The organism is Bacteroidota bacterium (assembly GCA_016213405.1).
Lineage (GTDB): Bacteria > Bacteroidota > Bacteroidia > Palsa-948 > Palsa-948 > Palsa-948.
Genome location: JACRAM010000023.1, coordinates 21828 through 39902 on the forward strand (window position 1 = coordinate 21828; position 18075 = coordinate 39902).

Here is an 18075-nt window from a genome sequence, read left to right on the forward strand (position 1 = left end):
CCACGCTTTTAGTCAGTGAAAATAATTTTTGTTGTAAATGATTCTCCTGCATCGGTTTTCAATTTCAGAAGATAAATACCAGATTGAATTCCATTTCTCATGATGAGGTAATTATCACTGTTGAAATTAAATTCATTTATTTTTCTTCCCGTGATGTCAAGAATTTCCCCAAAAAAATTTCTTCCTTTCGTTTCCAATAACGTAAGAGTCAAATTTTCTGAAGCGGGATTGGGATAAAGAAATACTTTTTCATTAGTCAAAACAATATCATTTGTTCCTGCATTCAAAATACATGCAGGAGTATTGGGAAGGTTCGTAAGGCATAGAGGACTGTTCGTATAATCGACTGTATTAGATGGGATACATCCCATCTGTTTATAAAGAAAATCGCTTGCAAGAACGATGGTTGTATCAATATTAATGGTATCACCTGGAGAACCATGATCCTGTCCATAAAATGTATGTACAGGATTATAAAGCCCTATGTGATTTGCGCGCTGAACCATTGTTCCAAGTCCGTGAATGATCATGATTTTGAAAGAGATTAAGTAAACAAAGTCCGAGCAGTAAGGAACTGTATTATCATTATTTCCCTGCAAACTCACCATATTTTTATCACCCGGTTTCATCCAGCATGTATCGGCAATCGCACCACAAATATTAATAATCGCTTTTACATCGGAAGAATAACCGGAGTTGCCGCTGGCTCCTTCAAGTCCACCAACAATAGTTGTATCGATAGTAGATGGAATTTCTGCCGGCTGGTCAAGATACGCATAATGCACTGCCATGATTGCTCCAGCAGAAGCGCCACCAATAAAAATCATGTTTGGATCTATTTTATAACTATTCGTGGTTGCAGCATCTTTCCTGAAGAAGCGGACGGATGCTTTCATATCCTGAGTTGCGCGCCAAACTGCTCTCATCGCATGAATGCTGTCAATCGGAAAACCTATTCCTAACCTGTAATTAATTGACACAGCCACATAGCCGCGCTTCGCCATTTCCATACATATATATGACATATCCCTTTTATCTCCGCCCATAAAACTTCCGCCATGAGCCAAAATAATTAACGGGCGAATTGCCGCAGTGTCACCGGTTGGCTGGTAAACATTCAATTTAAGTATTTCTGTCTGATTGTTGATATTTGTGTTCGAGCCATAAACAACAGTGCTGTCTATAGTCACATTACTAAACACAACCGTATCATACCGCGAAGAGCCGCAATAGTTCTGAGCGAAAAGAATGTAAGAAGTCAGAAGACAGGTGGCAGAAGTGATGAAAAGTTTTTTCATTCGGAGAGAAATTATTTTTCTGTGAATATAACTTTCGTTGCAAAAAATTCATTCTCATTTGAAATTAATTTCAAGAAATAAATTCCTGCGGGAATGTTCCCTCTTTCAATAGTAATGTTATGTCCAGAAAAATTGATCTGCTGAATCTTTCTTCCTGTAATGTCGGTGATATCAGCAGAAAAAGTTTTTCCTCTCGCATCAGCAATCGTAAGCTGAAAGCTTTCTGAAGCCGGATTAGGATACAGGGAAACATTTTCAGCACCCAAAACTACATTCTCAATTCCAGTTACACCCGGAACACAGGTTTGATTGTTTATGTAAATGTCAGGGTTGCCGGAAGGAGTGCATCCTAATTTCTTGTACAGGAAATCGCTGACAAGGTTACATGTTGAATCCATATTAGCGGCAAGAATATCCGCATCATGATCCAATCCGTAGTAAGTATGAATGGGGTTTTCAAGACCGATATTGAAACAGCGAATGTGCATGTTGCCCCCACCGCTCACATACATAATAGGAAAACCAGAAACATAAATCATGGCGTAACAATAAGGAACAGTGCCGTCAACATTTCCCTGTGCGGTTACCATCGGCTCATCGCCCGGCTTTATCCATAAAGTATCGCCAACAGCTCCAGCAAGATTCAATACTCCATTTATCGCGGTAGAATATCCCGGGTTGCCGCTGCTTCCTTCTAATCCACCAAGAGTTGTAGTGTCAATAGCAGAAGGAACTTCAGATGACTGGTCGAGATACGCATAGTGAACTCCCATGAAAGCGCCTGCGGAATAACCTCCGGCAAAAACATAATTGGGGTCTACCTTATAAGTATTGGTTGTAGCAGCATCCTGACGGAAGAAACGCACTGCCGCTTTCATATCCTGCGTGGCGCGCCAAACAGCTTTCTGCGCGCTTGCCTGATTGATGGGAAAACCCATTCCTAACCGGTAGTCAATGGAAGCAACCACATAACCACGCTTGGCAAAGCGTGTACAGAAATCAATGGCATACGAATCGGTTTTGGAGCCGCCAATAAAACTTCCTCCGTGCGCAAAAACAATAACGGGACGCATGGGAGCGACATCACCGGTAGGTTCATAAATATCCATCTTTAATATCGTCATCGTGCTATTCAAATTCAGGTTTTGTCCGTACGTAACATTGCTTGTAGTCGTCACAGTGCTGAACATTTCGGTATCATACCTTGATGAACCGCAATACGTTTGAGCCATAAGCGCTGTTGAGATGATGAGGGGCGATGTGAGAGTGAGTAGGATTTTTTTCATGTATATATGTTTATTTGTTTGTTTATTATTTCCTAAAATAAATATTCAATTGCAAACCCGGGAGCTACAGCCCTGGCTTTGTATGTGCCGCTGAAATCCTTTTCAATGTTTGTATCCGTGCGTTTCATTCCTTCTATATATAATAAAGAGAAATCAAGATTGAGCTTTTTGTTGATTCTCCACGATGCTCCCGCTGTTAATCCGATTCTGTTTGCATCAGGAGTTTCGGGAGTCAGATAACCATCTTGAACCGGAGTTTTGTCAAAATAAGCTCCACCTCTTAAAAATATATTTTCTTTCAGATGATACTGCGCTCCTGCACGAACGATGAACGTATTTTTGTACATGCGTGCGGAGTGAACATCTTTGAGCAATTCCGTATTATCGGCAAAATCAAACGAAAGGGTGTCATACACTCCCCATCCGATATAATTTATATCCAGCGCGAGTTTTATTTTTTCATTCAGGACATAACCAAAGCCAAACGTTGTAGTGGAAGGAAGCGTAAGAGTAGCAACAAATGTTGTGCTGGGAAAAGAATCTGCAAGTGCTGAAGCTACATTGAAATCAGCAGTGCCGTTTTCCATTTTTAGTTTTACAGAAGATCGGTAATCCAGCCCGACAGAAAATTTTTCATTTGGTTTGAAATAAATTCCCGCATTATATCCATAGCCATTTGCTGAACCCTGAAGCGATGCGGAGCCATATTTTCCCATGGTATCCTGAATAGGAACTCCCTGCGATAAGCTGAAATCTCCTTTGGCAAAAACAAATCCTGCACCAACTCCAAGTTTGTCATTAATCTTATAAGATAAAGTCGGCTGGAAGAAAATTGCTTTCAAATCTATTTCGCGAAGAAGAAATTGTCCTTTCCAATCACTGGGCCATTCTTCGCGACTTCCGAAGGGAGTGTAAATTGCCAGTCCAAAATTAAGTTTGTCAGCTTTTTTTATTTTTCCGACAGCATAAACAGAAAAAGGTGTTCCTACATGATGAACCATTTCTGTAGAGTAAATCCCTGGAGCAGGTTCTAAATAAACTGTTCGCGGAATAATGAAACTTGCACCTATCTGCACCAAACGAATTGAATCAAGAAAAGAAGTTGCACCCGGATTGAAAAGCAGAGAAGCGCCATCGAGCAGGAGTCCTGTGCCAGTATGCCCCATGCCCATTTGTTTTTGTCCCTGAAGGTTTACCTGAAAGCCGCCAGCGAAAACCAGTTGGCAGTTGGCGGTAAGCAGTAGGCAAAAAGAAAAAAACAACTTCTTCATAATGTATTGTCTTAACGCCCTCTCCTTGAGGAGAGGGTTGGGGTGAAGCGACATTCTTTATTAACCGTTTCTTCAAACATTTTCATTAATTCTTTCGTGTTCTTTCCAACTTTTCCGTTACCAATTTTCATTTTATCAATCTGAACTACCGGAGTTATGCCACGTGTGGTTCCGGTGATAAAACTTTCAGAGCACCAAGTTAATTCTTCTTTCAATACCTCGCGGATTTCAAGCTTGAATTTTTTCAGCGTAATATTAGTAATCAACTTTCGGGTAATACCCAGCAGCATTCCTTCATCTGCAGTTACTAATGTGTTTCCGTGAAACAGAAAAAAATTATTTCTGGTTGTTTCAAGAATTTTTCCATCTGAACAATACAGTGTGTCTTGTGCTTTAGCTTTTCTTCTTTCATCGGCAAGGCGGATCGCTGTGAGATAATTTGTCGTCTTCACTCTTGCCATTTCCCTGCTATGTTCGTGAAGCATTAGTTTGATTCCTTTCTCTGACCACCATTCAGGATACAGAGGCAAATCTTCCATGAGAATAAATAAATTCGGTTTTACTGCAGGAAGATATGAGTCGAGCGAGTAGCCACCTGTGAGAAGAAGTCTGATTCCAAAATCTTTTTTAACTGAAACTTTGTTTTTCTTTAGAAGAGAATGAATCGCAGAAATAATTTCTTTTTTCTTTAAAGGAAGTTTCAACATCATTCCATTGGCAGAATTTTCAAACCTATCAAGATAATCGTTGATTCGGAAAGGAACACCATAATATGTGCGCATGTAATCAAACGCGCCATACCCTCGAAGCATTACTAAATCAGTTATCCCGACTTTGATTTCATTCTTGCGAAGAATTTTTCCGTTTGAATAACAATAATAGTTCATCATTTTCCCGGTTACGAAGTAACGAATCATTTTGCGAATTTTACGAATACTACTTTTGCAATTCGTAATATTCGTTACCAAATTCGTTACTTCGTTACCAGCAAATATAGCACAACAAATAATCCGTAAATTCGCTTTCGAATTATGAATTTCAGTTCTAAACATATTGAAACTCTCATTGATGAATTTGCCAAACTACCCGGTGTGGGAAGAAAAACCGCAACCAGATATGTTTTGCATGTTCTGAAGCAGGATACAAAAGATGTGGAAGGATTTGTGAACGCGATAGTGAATCTGAAAAACGAATTGAAGTATTGCTCAGTCTGTAATAATATTTCCGACAAAGAAATCTGCAATATCTGTTCCAATCATAACCGCGATAAAAGTTTAGTATGCGTAGTGGAAGACATCCGCGATGTAATGGCAATTGAAAGTACCCAGCAATATAAAGGAGTGTTTCACGTTCTCGGTGGAATTATTTCTCCGCTGGATGGAATCGGTCCGGGTGATTTGAATATTGAATCGCTTGTTCAACGAATTGCTGAAGGAAAAATACAGGAAGTAATTATGGCATTAAGCACTACGATGGAAGGTGACACTACAAATTTCTATATCTACAAACGCCTGAAAGATTTCAATGTAACTGTTTCCACGATCGCACGCGGAATTTCTATTGGCGATGAACTGGAATACACGGATGAGATTACGCTGGGAAGATCAATCACAAACAGAATCCCTTACGAAAACGTATTGCCAATTAGATAATGTGCGGATGTGCAGATGTGCGGATTAATACACAAATAAATTAAATGGAAAACACAAAAAAAAACCTAATTGTTGAATTAACTTTTCAGTTCTCGCTTGATATAATAGAATTTTCTGAGCTTCTAGAAAGCAAAAGAAAGTTTAATATGGCTAATCAGCTTTTCAGAAGCGGAACAGGAATTGGAGCTAATGTAAGAGAAGCTCAAAGCGAGGAAAGCAAGGCAGATTTTATACATAAAATTAAAATTGCGTCTAAAGAAGCTGAAGAAACCGAATACTGGCTTCTGTTATGCAAACATTCAAAGAACTATCCTGATTGCGACAACCTTCTGCTTCAGATTGCAAGTATTCTTAAAGTTCTTGGAAAAATAATTTCATCATCCAGAAAATAATTCATTTGCACATCAGTAATCTACACATCTGCACATCGGAATGAAGCTTTCAGTCATCATAGTTAACTACAACGTTGAGCATTTTCTCGAACAATGTCTGCATTCTGTAGAGAAGGCGGTGAAAAATATTCCAACAGAAATTTTTGTTGTTGATAATAGTTCCGTGGATGGCTCGATTGAAATGGTGAAGAAGAAATTTCCTGAAGTAAAAATCATAGCCAATGAAAAGAATCTTGGTTTTTCCAGAGCGAATAACCAGGCAATCAAAGAAGCAAAAGGTGAATACGTTTTGCTCCTGAATCCGGACACAGTTGTACAGGAAGATACTTTTGAGAAGACGATAAAATTCATGGATGAGAAAAAAGATGGTGGCGCGCTGGGCGTAATGATGTTGGATGGCAAAGGAAATTTTCTTCCTGAATCAAAGCGCGGACTCCCTACTCCTTCGGTTGCGTTTTATAAAGTGTTCGGACTTTCATTTTTATTTCCAAAATCAAGAACATTTGGCAAATATCATCTGGGCTATCTCGATAAAAACAAAACTCATGAAGTAGATGTGCTCGCAGGCGCGTTCATTCTCATTCGAAAATCTGTTCTTGATAAAATCGGTTTGCTCGATGAAACTTTTTTTATGTACGGAGAGGATATTGATTTGTCCTATCGCATTACGCTTGCGGGCTATAAGAATTATTACTTCTCCGAAACGCGCATTATTCATTACAAAGGAGAAAGCACCAAGAAGAGTTCGGTGAATTATGTGCTGGTGTTTTATAACGCCATGGCAATCTTTGCTAAGAAACATTTTGCGAAGAACCAGGCGACTATGTTTTCTCTGCTGATATATTTTGCAATCGCCTTTCGGGCAGGAATCGCTATTGTAAAAAGATTTCTGAAACAAATATTTGTTCCGCTGCTGGATGCCTCCATTCTTTATGCCGGATTATATTTCATAAAAAATTATTATGAGCACAATGTAAAAAATGTTGCCTATCCTGAAAACCTTGTACTGGCTGCATTTGGGATATATGTTTTCATCTGGCTCTTCTCGGTTTTTCTCAGCGGTGGCTATGACAAACCCATTCGCCTTCAAAAAATTGTGCGCGGAATTTTCTGGGGAACAGGAATCATTCTTGCTATGTATGCACTGCTTCCTGAAGCATACCGTTTCTCGCGTGCGCTTATTCTCATCGGCACGGGATGGGCAACCATCTCCATGCTTGCAACACGGATGCTGTTTCATCTTTTTGGAATAATGGGCTTCCATCCCTTCGGGAAAGATTTTCTTCTTGAAGGAAGCACCAGCAAGCGATTGGCAATTGTGGGAAGTGAAGAAGAATACAAAAGAGTGTTCGCGCTTATAAAAGAATCTTCTCTCAAATCAAACTTTATCGGCTTTGTTAATTCAGATGCTGGTAACTGGCAACTGGCAACTGGCAAACAGCAAGAAACATATTTAGGAAAGTTCTCTCAGTTAAACGAAATCATAGACATCTACAAAATTGACGAAGTAATTTTCTGCGCGAAGAATATTTCTTCAGAAAAAATTATTGACGCGATGAGTTTGCAGGGAAATGAAGGAGTAGAATTTAAAATCGCTCCGCAGGAAAGTTTTTCCATCATCGGAAGCAATTCTATTGACACGGCTGGCGACCTTTACACCCTTGATGTGAACTCGATGAACAAACCTTCCAATCGCAGAAAAAAGAGAATCATAGATATTTTCTTTTCGATACTTTTTGTTTGCCTGCTTCCTGTTTTAATTTTCATTGTAAAAAATCCGTTGAACTATATTGCAAACATTTTCAAAGTGCTGTTTGGTTTTAATTCGTGGGTGGGATACGGAGAAAATCTGAATTCTGAATTCAGAATTCAGAATAACAGCCGGAAAGGAATTTTATCTCCTGCTGATTCCTTGAAATCAAATCACGTGACTCAAGAAATTGCCGAACGACTGAATAAAATTTACGCGAAGGATTACAGCGTACGCAATGACATGAATATCCTGCTAAAGGGAATTAGAAACCTAGGAAGAGCGTAAAACAATTCTTCTCCTCTATTTCTCTATTTCAAAACCTTCTGCACAAGGTCAGCGGCTTCCTGCAATTCAATAGCCGAATGCACCTTGAGACCTGAGTTATCAATAATCTTTTTTGCTTCCACCGCATTGGTTCCCTGCAGGCGCACAATGATGGGCACAGAAATGTTGCCCATGTTTTTGTAAGCATCCACAATGCCCTGCGCAACACGGTCGCAGCGCACAATGCCTCCGAAAATATTTACAAGGATTGCTTTTACATTCGGGTCTTTCAGAATAATACGGAATGCAACTTCAACACGCTGAGCGTTTGCGGTTCCACCAACATCTAAAAAGTTTGCCGGCTCTCCGCCAGAAAGTTTGATGATGTCCATGGTTGCCATGGCAAGCCCGGCACCGTTCACCATACAGCCCACGTTTCCATCGAGCTTTACATAGTTGAGTTCGTGTTCACCGGCTTCCACTTCGGTTGGGTCTTCTTCCAGTTTATCGCGCATGGCAGCGTAATCAGGATGGCGGTACAATGCGTTTTCATCAAGCGCGACTTTTGAATCAACCGCAACAATTTTATTATCGGATGTTTTCAGCAGAGGATTTATTTCGAAGAGGGAAGCGTCAATGGATTCATACGCTTTATATAAAGAAGCGACACACTTTGTCATATTCTTGAATGCTTCTCCGCTGAGTCCGAGATTGAACGCAATTTTTCTGCACTGAAAATCTTTCAAGCCAACTTTGGGATCAATTTCTTCTTTAAAAATCCGTTCAGGAGTTTTTGCTGCCACTTCTTCAATTTCCATTCCGCCTTCCTGAGAATAGATAATCATGTTTCTTCCAATCGCGCGGTTGAGCAGCACGCTCATGTAATATTCTTTTGTAGGAGTTTCTCCGGGATAGTAAACATCCTGTGCAATCAAAACCTTGTGAACAATTTTTCCGTGAGGTCCTGTTTGTCGCGAAACAAGATTCATCCCGAGAATTGCTTTTGCTTTTTCTTTTACATCATCCAGCGTTTTCGCCATCTTCACTCCTCCGGCTTTTCCTCTTCCGCCTGCGTGCACCTGCGCTTTCACAATCCAGATGGGAGTGTTGGTTTCTTTCTGAAGTTCTTTTGCAACTTCAAATGCTTGTTCTACTGTTTCGGCAACTTTGCCTTCCTGAATGGAAACACCGAAACTTTTTAAGATTTGTTTGCCTTGATATTCGTGGAGGTTCATAATTGATTGTTTGAGGAGATTTAGTAATGCGAATATAACAATAGATATAAATGGCAGGCAGGTGAGAAAATGGGAAAGTGTGCTGATGTGCCGGCTCATTTTCTCACTCTCTCACTTTCTCTCTTTCGTATATTAGCATTCGGTATGATACAAGCAAACGATGTTTATAAGTCTTATGGAACTCTTCATGTATTGAAAGGAGTTTCGCTCGAAGTAAAGAAAGGGGAAATCGTTTCTATCGTGGGCGCTTCGGGAGCAGGAAAGACAACACTACTTCAAATACTCGGAACGCTTGACAGAGCGGATAATGGAGAAGTAAAAATCAATGACACTAATCTCAGAACTCTCAGCGAACGAAAACTTTCAGATTTCAGAAATAAACAAATAGGTTTTGTATTTCAGTTTCATCATTTACTTCCGGAATTCACAGCGCTGGAAAATGTTTGCCTGCCAGCTTTCATTGCTGGAAAAACAAAAACCGAAGCAGAAGCAAAGGCGAATGAACTATTAAACTTTCTTGGGCTTACAGAACGGGCGCACCACAAACCTTCTGAACTTTCCGGTGGAGAGCAGCAAAGAGTTGCCGTTGCACGCGCGCTGATAAATAATCCTTCTGTAATTCTTGCGGATGAACCTTCCGGAAATCTGGATTCTGCCACGGCAAAAGAACTTCACAATTTATTTTTTACTCTCCGGGAAAAATTCCAGCAAACTTTCGTTATCGTTACGCACAACGAGGAACTCGCAAACATGGCGGACAGGAAATTGACTATGAAAGACGGGATGATTAGCAATTAAGAATGTCATTTCGACCGCAGGGAGAAATCTCCTGAATTATTACTGCAATTAAATAGGAGATTCCTCGCTTTGCTCGGAATGACAACGCTCAAAACGAAAACTTCTGCTCCTTTCTCACTTGCCCGTCAAATCTCAAGCGTGCGTAATAATCTCCTTGCGGTAAGTTGCTGGTCTTGAATTCATAATTGAAAAGATAAAAACCTTTATCGCGGGGAACATCGGTGAAAAACATTTCTACTACATGACCTTGTGCGTCATAAATACCAAAAGTGACTAATCCGTTTGTGTAAATTTCGTATTCAAATGTCCCGCTGATTTTAGCCGGATGATTATAAAATGCAGTTCCGTTATTGCTCTCCTCATAATCTATTTTGTATTTCGGAATTGCTTTTCCTGTAAGATTTGAAACAAACTTCTGCAGTTGCTTGCTGACTGCGTCATCCCCTCCAATGCTTTCCATTCCGTTGCCATCCGAAACAATCCACACAGCGCTTTGAGCGATGGGATTTTTATACCATTTATTCAGGTCAATGTATTTAGCAAGCTGAACGAGATTTGTATCTGCCATTTCTCCTATAGAAAAAACCGAACTACTGTCGGGCGAAGCGTTGTGCGCCTGGCAGCACATTCCGTAAAGATCAAATATTTTTGTTTCGTTCGGAAGCAGCGCGAGTGTTACAGCTTTAGTGACAAGAATGTCCTGTTCAGAATTGTTCTCTGAATCCAGCCGTCTCCCCGCTTCCATTGAATAGGCTACAGGATGATTCTGATTGTTCTTGAGCTTCATTTTAATCACATCTCCTGTGTGACCACCTTTGCCAAAGATTTTAGCTTTCACCAAATTCTTTTTCAAGGCATTTTCAACGGACATTATTTTGTTTTCTGCAAGCTTGTCCGCAAAAGCCATTGCAAAAACGGATTGAGTGATTGCGATAAACATCATGGGGAGGAAGAATGATGTTTTCATGATAATAAGATTTAAAGAGCGTTAGAAGGATACAACGAAGAAGAAAGGAATTTATTTTCTTCGCTTCAAACTTTGATAATCGAGGTAGTAAAGAATTTTTATAGAAAAACTATTTAATTGAGGAGATTCGAATGTTTTATTAAAATTATCGAGATAATTATTGATTAGCTGCGTTCCTTCGGTGAAGATGGCATTCTTCCATACAAAGCTTAGTTCGCTTGCGGGAGCAAACTGCCATGTGTAAATCATGTCAACTGTCACTGCGTTAAAGTTGATGTTATTGTTTTGGTTGTAAGAAGTGGTTGATTCTTTTCCATTATCATTTAGCGCAAAATATTCTTTATACTTCACCTGACTCCAGTAATGGCGCGCACGTAGAGAAAGCGACATAGTAGCTGTGAAAATATAATTTGCCTGGAGTGTATTAATAATATCATTTCTGTCTCTCACTCCAAAAATAATTGTATCGTTCACATTATCTGCCCATCCCACATCATCAAAATGACTTTCTGAATGATGAAAAAATTGCATGTTAAATTTATCATTGAAACGGAAACGAGGCGAGAATCCCCATGAAAGTTTATTCCTGTTACGCTGATTAAACGGCATGTCACTGATTTCTCCTGAAAGTCCGAATCGTTTTCTTGAATCAGAAGAAAAATAAGTTCCCACATCATAACAGGTAGGCATTTGATAATATCTTCCGTCTATACGGGGTTCATAGTAATCATAATACTTTACCGGCCGAACTCCCCATGTAAATCCCCAAGTGAAATAATTTTTAAAATCAATATCTGTACTCCAATCAATGTTCAGTTTGGCAAAGGTGCGCGGGCTTTCAAGCATGTAATAATCAATTCCTAAATTGTTGGTCATCTTAATTATTTTCCAGAATGGTTTGTAAATGTTGTAACTCTGGTTGAAGAAAACAGCCGCTTCATTATTTCTTTCGAGATAACCTAAATCATTCGGATTATACTTTTTATCTTTCACGCGATAGGTCAGTTCATTCTGATAACTCCCGCTAATTTTTTGAATGGTGGCTCTGTAAAGTATTCCGAGTTCAGGCATTGATGAATCGGGATAAAAGAGTTGACTCACACAAGCATTTCCATTTACAGACCATTTATTCGCTTTGTTGTTCAGTTTGAATTGCGTTCCTGTCACATTCGCGTCATACCAGTCACCGTCACGCGTAACATTTGTATTTGTCAGGCTCATATAAGAATTATTTCTCAGCGACTGGTCAAGCACAAATACATTGTAATTTGTCAGCGGGTCCGTCATTATTTGTCTTTCTTGTCCGGAAATAGTGTCAAGCGCAACGGCAAAAGTATTTGCAGTGGTTGCATTCAGAAATCCGATTCCGAGTTTGCCTCTGGTTCTTCCGGAAATTTTTGTTGCGTTATACAATTGTGATGAAGAAGGATTTTTGGTAATGATTTCGTTTGAGTCTTTCAGATAATCGGCAGATCCATAACCCAACGGCTCTCCTCCTATTCTTCTGGAATAAAAAATATTGGAACGGTTGAATAATTCAATTCCCTCTGTAAAAAAAGAACGTTGTTCATCATAACGAGTTTCAAACGGAGAAAGATTCAGAACTTTATCATCGCTCCTCACTTGTCCGAAATCCGGAATCAGTGTCATGTCCATCGTAAAACTTTCGTTGATTCCGTATTTCACATCCGCTCCACCATTAATGGAATGAGCCGTATTGCCATCGTAAATATCAAGCGAAGAAGAAATGTAGGGAGAGAAAGAAAGACGGAGCGGAGATTCAATATGGGTGATACCTTTCAGAATACCAGACTGATGAATCAAACCTTGCTCTTCGGGATTGACAGGATTCCAGTCGCTGAATTCGCGATACCTTCTTATCTGGCGAAAAAAATTTATTCCCCATTCCTGATTTTCTTTTTTTGGGAAACGGATTGCAGAGTAAGGAATTTTTATTTCAGCCATCCATCCATTGTTAGAAATTTTTACTTTGCTTTCCCATGCCACATTCCACGAATCGTCAAAGTTATCCGGTTCAGAAGCTTTTGTATCGGCTTGCACTCCGCAGGAAGTAACTCCGAAAAAAAGTGCGTTCTGTCCGTCATTATAGGTGTCTATTAAAAAACCAAACGCATCGGCATTCGGACCAAAAAAAGCATTATCGCGTTTTGATAATTCACACAAAATACTGTCGGGATGAGTATCATACATCATCGCACTGATGTATATGAAGAAATTATCATAAACGAATTTCACCTCTGTTTTTTGCCGGGAAGAATTTCCGGGATTCGGTTCTGATTGTGTGAAATCAGTTGCAATGGCAACATTCATCCAGCAGGAATCATCAAGAACGCCATCAATCTTTGGAGAAGAAGAAATACGGACAGCTGTGTATTCTTTTTTTTGCGGAGTTTGGGTAAAAGAAAATAATGAAGTAAAAACAAACAAAATACAGAGCGAGCCTCTTTTCATAGAAAACAAAGTTAGAATATCTATTTTGGCTAAAGCCATATTAGATAAAACAAATTGCCACGACCTTAAGGTCGTGGCAAAAATAGAAAGACGACTGAAAGGACTTTAGTCCAATCAAATTTTAACTGCTTCTTTAGAAGATGAATATTTCTTCAGGAACAAATTAATGTTTGCCTCTACCCTGCTAAGTACATTTGAAGTTTCAGTTCGTTGGAATTTTTCTCCGAGAATATTTTCGTAAAGTTCAATGTAGCGGTCTGAAATTTGTTTTACCACTTCATCTGTCATTTCAGGTACTTTCTGTCCGTCTTTCCCCATAAAATTATTTGCGATGAGCCATTCGCGCACAAATTCTTTTGATAATTGTTTTTGCGCTTCTCCTTTTGCCTGACGTTCAGCATAACCTTCTTTATAAAAATATCTGGATGAATCAGGAGTATGAATTTCATCTATCAAGTAAATCTTTCCATCTTTTTTCCCGAACTCATATTTAGTGTCAACCAGAATCAATCCCATCTTATCTGCCAACTCTGTTCCGCGCTGGAAAACTCCACGCGTATATTTTTCCAGTTGCCCGTAATCTTCTTTCGAAACAATTCCACGTTTCAGAATTTCTTCTCTTGAAATATCTTCATCATGCCCAACGCTTGCTTTTGTTGATGGAGTAATTATCGGTTCAGGAAACTTATCATTCTCTTTCATTCCTTCCGGAAGTTTCACTCCACACAATTCTCTTTTTCCTGATTTATAAGTTCTCCACGCGTGTCCGGATAAATATCCGCGAATCACCATTTCAACTTTGAAGGGTTCGCACATTCTCCCCACTGTTACCATCGGATCGGGGGAATCAATCACCCAGTTGGGGACAATATCAGAAGTTGCTTTCAAAAACTTTGAGGCAATCTGATTCAACACTTGTCCTTTGTATGGAATTCCTCTTGGCAACACGACATCAAAAGCAGAAATTCTGTCTGACACAATCATGACAAGAATTTCATCATTGATATTGTACACTTCGCGGACTTTTCCTTTGTAATAACTCTTCTGATTAGGAAACTTAAAATTGGTTGAGGTAATTGCGTCCATAGAAAAAAATCGTTTTAAGTTGTATTTAATTTATTTGGTTCGATTTTAGCATACGCTTCAATAACACTTCTTACAATTCGGTGGCGCACTACATCGCTTCCGTCCAAGAAAATAAAATCAATTCCTTTGATACCGTTAAGAATTTGCGCAGCACTTATTAAACCTGAAGGATGGTTTCTGGGTAAATCAATTTGAGTTATATCGCCAGTGATAATAAATTTTGCGGTGGTGCCCATCCTTGTTAAAAACATTTTCAATTGTCCTTCGGTTGCGTTTTGCGCTTCGTCAAGTATCACATACGCGTGGTCAAGTGTTCTGCCTCGCATGAAAGCAAGCGGAGCAATTTCAAGCACGCGGCTTTCCATATAACTCTGCATTTTTTCAGCGGGAATCATATCATAAAGCGCATCATATAAAGGTTGCAGATAAGGGTCGAGTTTTTCTTTCATGTCTCCGGGAAGAAAACCCAGACTCTCCCCTGCTTCTACAGCAGGACGGCACAAAACAATTCTTCTCACTTCTTTATTTTTCAATGCCCGCACAGCCATCGCCACCGCTGTATATGTTTTTCCAGTTCCTGCCGGACCAATTGCAAAAATCACATCATTCTTTTTCGCACTTTCCACCATCTTGCGCTGGTTCGCGGTGCGTGCCTTCACCACAATTCCGTTGTTGCCGAAAACTATTACATCGTTCTGGTCAGGAGAATTTGCAGTAAGTTTTTCTCCGTTGCCGTTCATGATCTCTTCAATCACATCTTCAGATAATCTGCCGTTGGTGGAAAAATAATTCTGAAGCGTCTGAATCCTCTTTTCAAAGAGGTCGAGTTCTTCCTGTTCACCCAAAACCTTCAACGTGTCACCGCGCGCGACAATTTTAAGTTTCGGAAAATGTTTTTTTATTAAGTAAAGGTTTCGGTCGTTTATCCCATAGAATTCTACAGGATTGTCGGATTCGATTCGGATCAGTAATTCGTTCAAGAAAGTTGGATTCGTTTATTGTTTTTACTTTTGTAAAGCGAAAATAAATATTTCTGTCGTTTTTTCCTTTATAAGTTATTGACATTTCAACAATGCCTGTCATCACTCTCACCACTGACCTTGGAATAAACGACCACTACGTAGGCTCACTGAAAGGAACTATTCTTACCCAAATGCCCGAAGCCACCATTGTTGACATCACTCATCTTGTTCCTCCGTTCAACATTCATCACGCTGCCTATATTTTGAAAAATGCTTATCCGAATTTTCCGAAAGGCACTGTTCATATTCTTGGAGTGAATGCGGAATCATCTCCTGAACAGAAACATCTTGCCATGTATTGCGATGGTCATTATTTCATTGGCGCTGATAACGGAGCTTTCTCCATCCTGTTTGAAAAAGTTCCTGACAAAATTGTTGACCTGAGCAACCTACGGCAGGATACCGAACTGCTGACCTTTCCTGTGCGCGATGTGTTTGTGAAAGCTGCCTGCCACATTGCGCGCGGTGGCACGCTGGAGATTCTTGGCGCTGAGCAATCTGTTTTTTCTAAGGTTGATTTGTTTAAGCCCACGCTTGAGAACAATACTATTCAGGCAGTGATAACCTATATTGATTCATACGGAAATGCGGTGTTGAATATTACCCGCCCGTTTTTTAACGAAACAGTAAAAGGAAGAAAGTTTGCAATTGAATTTCCTCCCGGAGAAGAAATCACTTCCATTTCTCTAACCTACAGTGATGTGCCGAAGGGAGAAATTTCAGCGCTCTTCAACAGCGCAGGTTATCTCGAACTCTCCATGAATCAGGGAAAAATTTCTGAAATGTATGGGTCTGGGATTAACAATATTATCACCATTAGAATTGAAGAATAGTATAGACATCTTTTCCTAATTGGATGAAAACAAAGTAAAATGAAAAAATTGCCACTAAGACACCAAGTCACGAAGAATACACACAAATACTTTCGTGAAATTTTGTGCTTTTGTGCTTTTGTGGCGAGAAATTTAATTAGGAAAGATGTCCTATGAAAAAATATTTATTGTTACTCTTTGTATTCCTTTTATTTTCATTGAGCAAAATATTTTCACAAACTGTTTATGTTAATCAAAGCGGAAACCATTATCACACCAGAGCATGCAAATTATATACAAAGAATTTTGAAGCTGTGCCATTATGGAAAGCAAGGGATGTTTACCAAAAAAAACCCTGTGAGAAATGCCATCCTCCAACCAAAGATATTAAATCAGTACCGAAAAAAAAGTCTGGCAAGACAAAACCCAAGCAAACTACCCCAGTGAAAAAGTGAGTCTTCAACCTAACCTTGATAAACAGCCGACTGTGTTTTTGTTGGGAAGATAATTGGCACGAAGGAATGTCTTTGTGCTTATTGCGAAGCAAAAAATCATTTGTTTAATTTATATAGCCGTAACCTTGTTGATTTAATCGTAAATTGTTTTCATTATTATCTACCAATTTCTTTCCTTGTAATATATGATTCGGTATAAGATTTCCAACAAATTCCCATCTGCGCTTTGTGTTTTCATTTGTGCGTGATGACATTGTAGCTCCCGCTGGAAACCAAGCTTCTATTTTGTAAACATTAATAACCACACTATCATATATTGCTAAAGCAGTTGGGTATTCTAATTTACCTGCTTTCTGAGTGCGCGTATCCTTTGACACGTTTGACCAAAATTGCCTTGTACAATCATATAATTGAGTTTCATTTTTTGTTGGTGAAAAAGTTTCATTAATAGAAAAATACATGTATTTTTCTTTGATGTCTTTTACACAAATTGGCTTTGAGCCATAAAGTCTTTCAATTTCATTAACAGATAATCTTCCTTTCTCTATCCCATGCCCCCTAACACTATTTGTTAGGTTTTCTATTCCTACCGTATCAATAATTGACGCTTCAACTTCGAGTGCTATTTTTTCGGAAGCAAGACCGTATCTGATTATCTCAACAATTGGTTGTTTGTTCCGAGAACGGATTTCTTTAATTTTCTTTATCTTTTTGGATTCTGAATTTGTTGCTTTAAGATGATCGTACGCTCTATTGTTAGAAGAAGCTTTCCCAACGTAAAATATTTTTTTATCGAAGGGGTCAATAAGAGCATATACATAGTGTCCTAAATGTTTCAAAACATTTTTATTAAATTTATTCATATAATTATTTTTTGGTGCTTGCGATAGTAAATTTACAAAATCATCTCACCCCGTTGGATATTTATTTTAAAAATTCATTCTGCTATCTGACAGATTATCCTACGGGGTGAACCTCACAAACCATAATATACCAAATCAATTACTGACTGATGTTACGCACAAGTCATTTTAAAAAAAAATATTCAATATTCAATACGCAATGTTCAATGTTCAATGAATTGCACTGTTTTTTTTACTTGAGAATTGAGAATTGAACATTGAATACCTGCCTGCGCAGGCAGGTTGAACATTTTTGCGTAAGGTGAGTGATTAACTGATGTTACGCAGAAAAGCAATTAACCGCAGAGAACACAGAGAAAACAACACGCGGAGAGCCGCAGAGAAAATGCAATCTTGTATTCTCAGCGGTTCTCTGCGTAAAACCTCAGCGAACTCTGCGGTAAAAATGT

Annotated in this window: 16 protein-coding genes; 6 read left to right on the forward strand and 10 right to left on the reverse strand. The window is 39.1% G+C overall.

Annotation, left to right across the window (positions count from 1 at the left end; all coding sequences use genetic code 11):
- Window positions 1-8: 8 nt before the first annotated feature.
- Genes HY841_02900 through HY841_02915 form a run of 4 tightly spaced genes read right to left on the reverse strand, consistent with a single transcriptional unit; the run spans window position 9 to window position 4772 of the window.
- Window positions 9-1298, reverse strand: a complete 1290-nt coding sequence (locus tag HY841_02900) for a carboxylesterase family protein (protein MBI4929684.1) — start codon at window positions 1296-1298, stop codon at window positions 9-11.
- An 11-nt stretch (window positions 1299-1309) separates the two neighbouring features.
- Window positions 1310-2584 (reverse strand): carboxylesterase family protein, encoded by a 1275-nt coding sequence (locus HY841_02905; GenBank protein ID MBI4929685.1) that lies wholly within the window; start codon window positions 2582-2584, stop codon window positions 1310-1312.
- Window positions 2585-2616: 32 nt separating this feature from the next.
- Window positions 2617-3855 (reverse strand): outer membrane protein transport protein, encoded by a 1239-nt coding sequence (locus tag HY841_02910; GenBank protein MBI4929686.1) that lies wholly within the window; start codon window positions 3853-3855, stop codon window positions 2617-2619.
- Between the two features lie 11 nt (window positions 3856-3866).
- Window positions 3867-4772, reverse strand: a complete 906-nt coding sequence (locus HY841_02915; protein MBI4929687.1) for an aminotransferase class IV family protein — start codon at window positions 4770-4772, stop codon at window positions 3867-3869.
- Between the two features lie 114 nt (window positions 4773-4886).
- On the opposite strand from HY841_02915, the gene recR reads away from it, so the two are divergent.
- The 3 genes from recR to HY841_02930 are packed head-to-tail and all read left to right on the forward strand — an operon-like array spanning window position 4887 to window position 7937.
- Window positions 4887-5507 (forward strand): recombination protein RecR, encoded by a 621-nt coding sequence (gene recR / locus HY841_02920; GenBank protein MBI4929688.1) that lies wholly within the window; start codon window positions 4887-4889, stop codon window positions 5505-5507.
- A 44-nt stretch (window positions 5508-5551) separates the two neighbouring features.
- Window positions 5552-5899, forward strand: coding sequence for a four helix bundle protein (locus HY841_02925; GenBank protein MBI4929689.1), 348 nt, complete (start codon window positions 5552-5554; stop codon window positions 5897-5899).
- Window positions 5900-5939: 40 nt separating this feature from the next.
- The gene (locus HY841_02930; GenBank protein MBI4929690.1) at window positions 5940-7937 is read left to right on the forward strand and encodes a glycosyltransferase; all 1998 of its coding nucleotides are present in this window, start codon (window positions 5940-5942) and stop codon (window positions 7935-7937) included.
- Between the two features lie 23 nt (window positions 7938-7960).
- Here the strand turns inward: HY841_02930 and sucC are convergent, their stop codons facing one another.
- Window positions 7961-9151 (reverse strand): ADP-forming succinate--CoA ligase subunit beta, encoded by a 1191-nt coding sequence (sucC, locus tag HY841_02935; protein MBI4929691.1) that lies wholly within the window; start codon window positions 9149-9151, stop codon window positions 7961-7963.
- Between the two features lie 144 nt (window positions 9152-9295).
- Between sucC and HY841_02940 the strand changes: the two genes are divergently transcribed.
- Complete coding sequence (locus HY841_02940) at window positions 9296-9949, forward strand: ABC transporter ATP-binding protein (protein MBI4929692.1); 654 nt, start codon at window positions 9296-9298, stop codon at window positions 9947-9949.
- A gap of 88 nt (window positions 9950-10037) precedes the next feature.
- Here the strand turns inward: HY841_02940 and HY841_02945 are convergent, their stop codons facing one another.
- The 4 genes from HY841_02945 to HY841_02960 all read right to left on the reverse strand — a co-directional run bounded on the left by HY841_02945 (window position 10038) and on the right by HY841_02960 (window position 15454).
- Window positions 10038-10916, reverse strand: a complete 879-nt coding sequence (locus HY841_02945) for a hypothetical protein (GenBank protein ID MBI4929693.1) — start codon at window positions 10914-10916, stop codon at window positions 10038-10040.
- A gap of 51 nt (window positions 10917-10967) precedes the next feature.
- Window positions 10968-13388, reverse strand: a complete 2421-nt coding sequence (locus tag HY841_02950; protein ID MBI4929694.1) for a carbohydrate binding family 9 domain-containing protein — start codon at window positions 13386-13388, stop codon at window positions 10968-10970.
- Window positions 13389-13502: 114 nt separating this feature from the next.
- On the reverse strand, window positions 13503-14474 hold the full coding sequence (locus tag HY841_02955) for a phosphoribosylaminoimidazolesuccinocarboxamide synthase (GenBank protein MBI4929695.1): 972 nt from the start codon (window positions 14472-14474) through the stop codon (window positions 13503-13505).
- A 14-nt stretch (window positions 14475-14488) separates the two neighbouring features.
- Window positions 14489-15454 carry a PhoH family protein gene (locus tag HY841_02960; protein ID MBI4929696.1) on the reverse strand — a complete coding sequence of 322 codons (966 nt, stop codon included), beginning with the start codon at window positions 15452-15454 and terminating at the stop codon, window positions 14489-14491.
- Window positions 15455-15546: 92 nt separating this feature from the next.
- On the opposite strand from HY841_02960, the gene HY841_02965 reads away from it, so the two are divergent.
- Both HY841_02965 and HY841_02970 read left to right on the forward strand, forming a co-directional pair.
- Window positions 15547-16329, forward strand: coding sequence for an SAM-dependent chlorinase/fluorinase (locus HY841_02965; protein MBI4929697.1), 783 nt, complete (start codon window positions 15547-15549; stop codon window positions 16327-16329).
- A 152-nt stretch (window positions 16330-16481) separates the two neighbouring features.
- Window positions 16482-16763 carry a hypothetical protein gene (locus HY841_02970; GenBank protein ID MBI4929698.1) on the forward strand — a complete coding sequence of 94 codons (282 nt, stop codon included), beginning with the start codon at window positions 16482-16484 and terminating at the stop codon, window positions 16761-16763.
- Window positions 16764-16867: 104 nt separating this feature from the next.
- Here HY841_02970 and HY841_02975 read toward each other — a convergent pair whose 3' ends face one another.
- The gene (locus HY841_02975) at window positions 16868-17626 is read right to left on the reverse strand and encodes a hypothetical protein (GenBank protein MBI4929699.1); all 759 of its coding nucleotides are present in this window, start codon (window positions 17624-17626) and stop codon (window positions 16868-16870) included.
- Window positions 17627-18075: the final 449 nt, after the last annotated feature.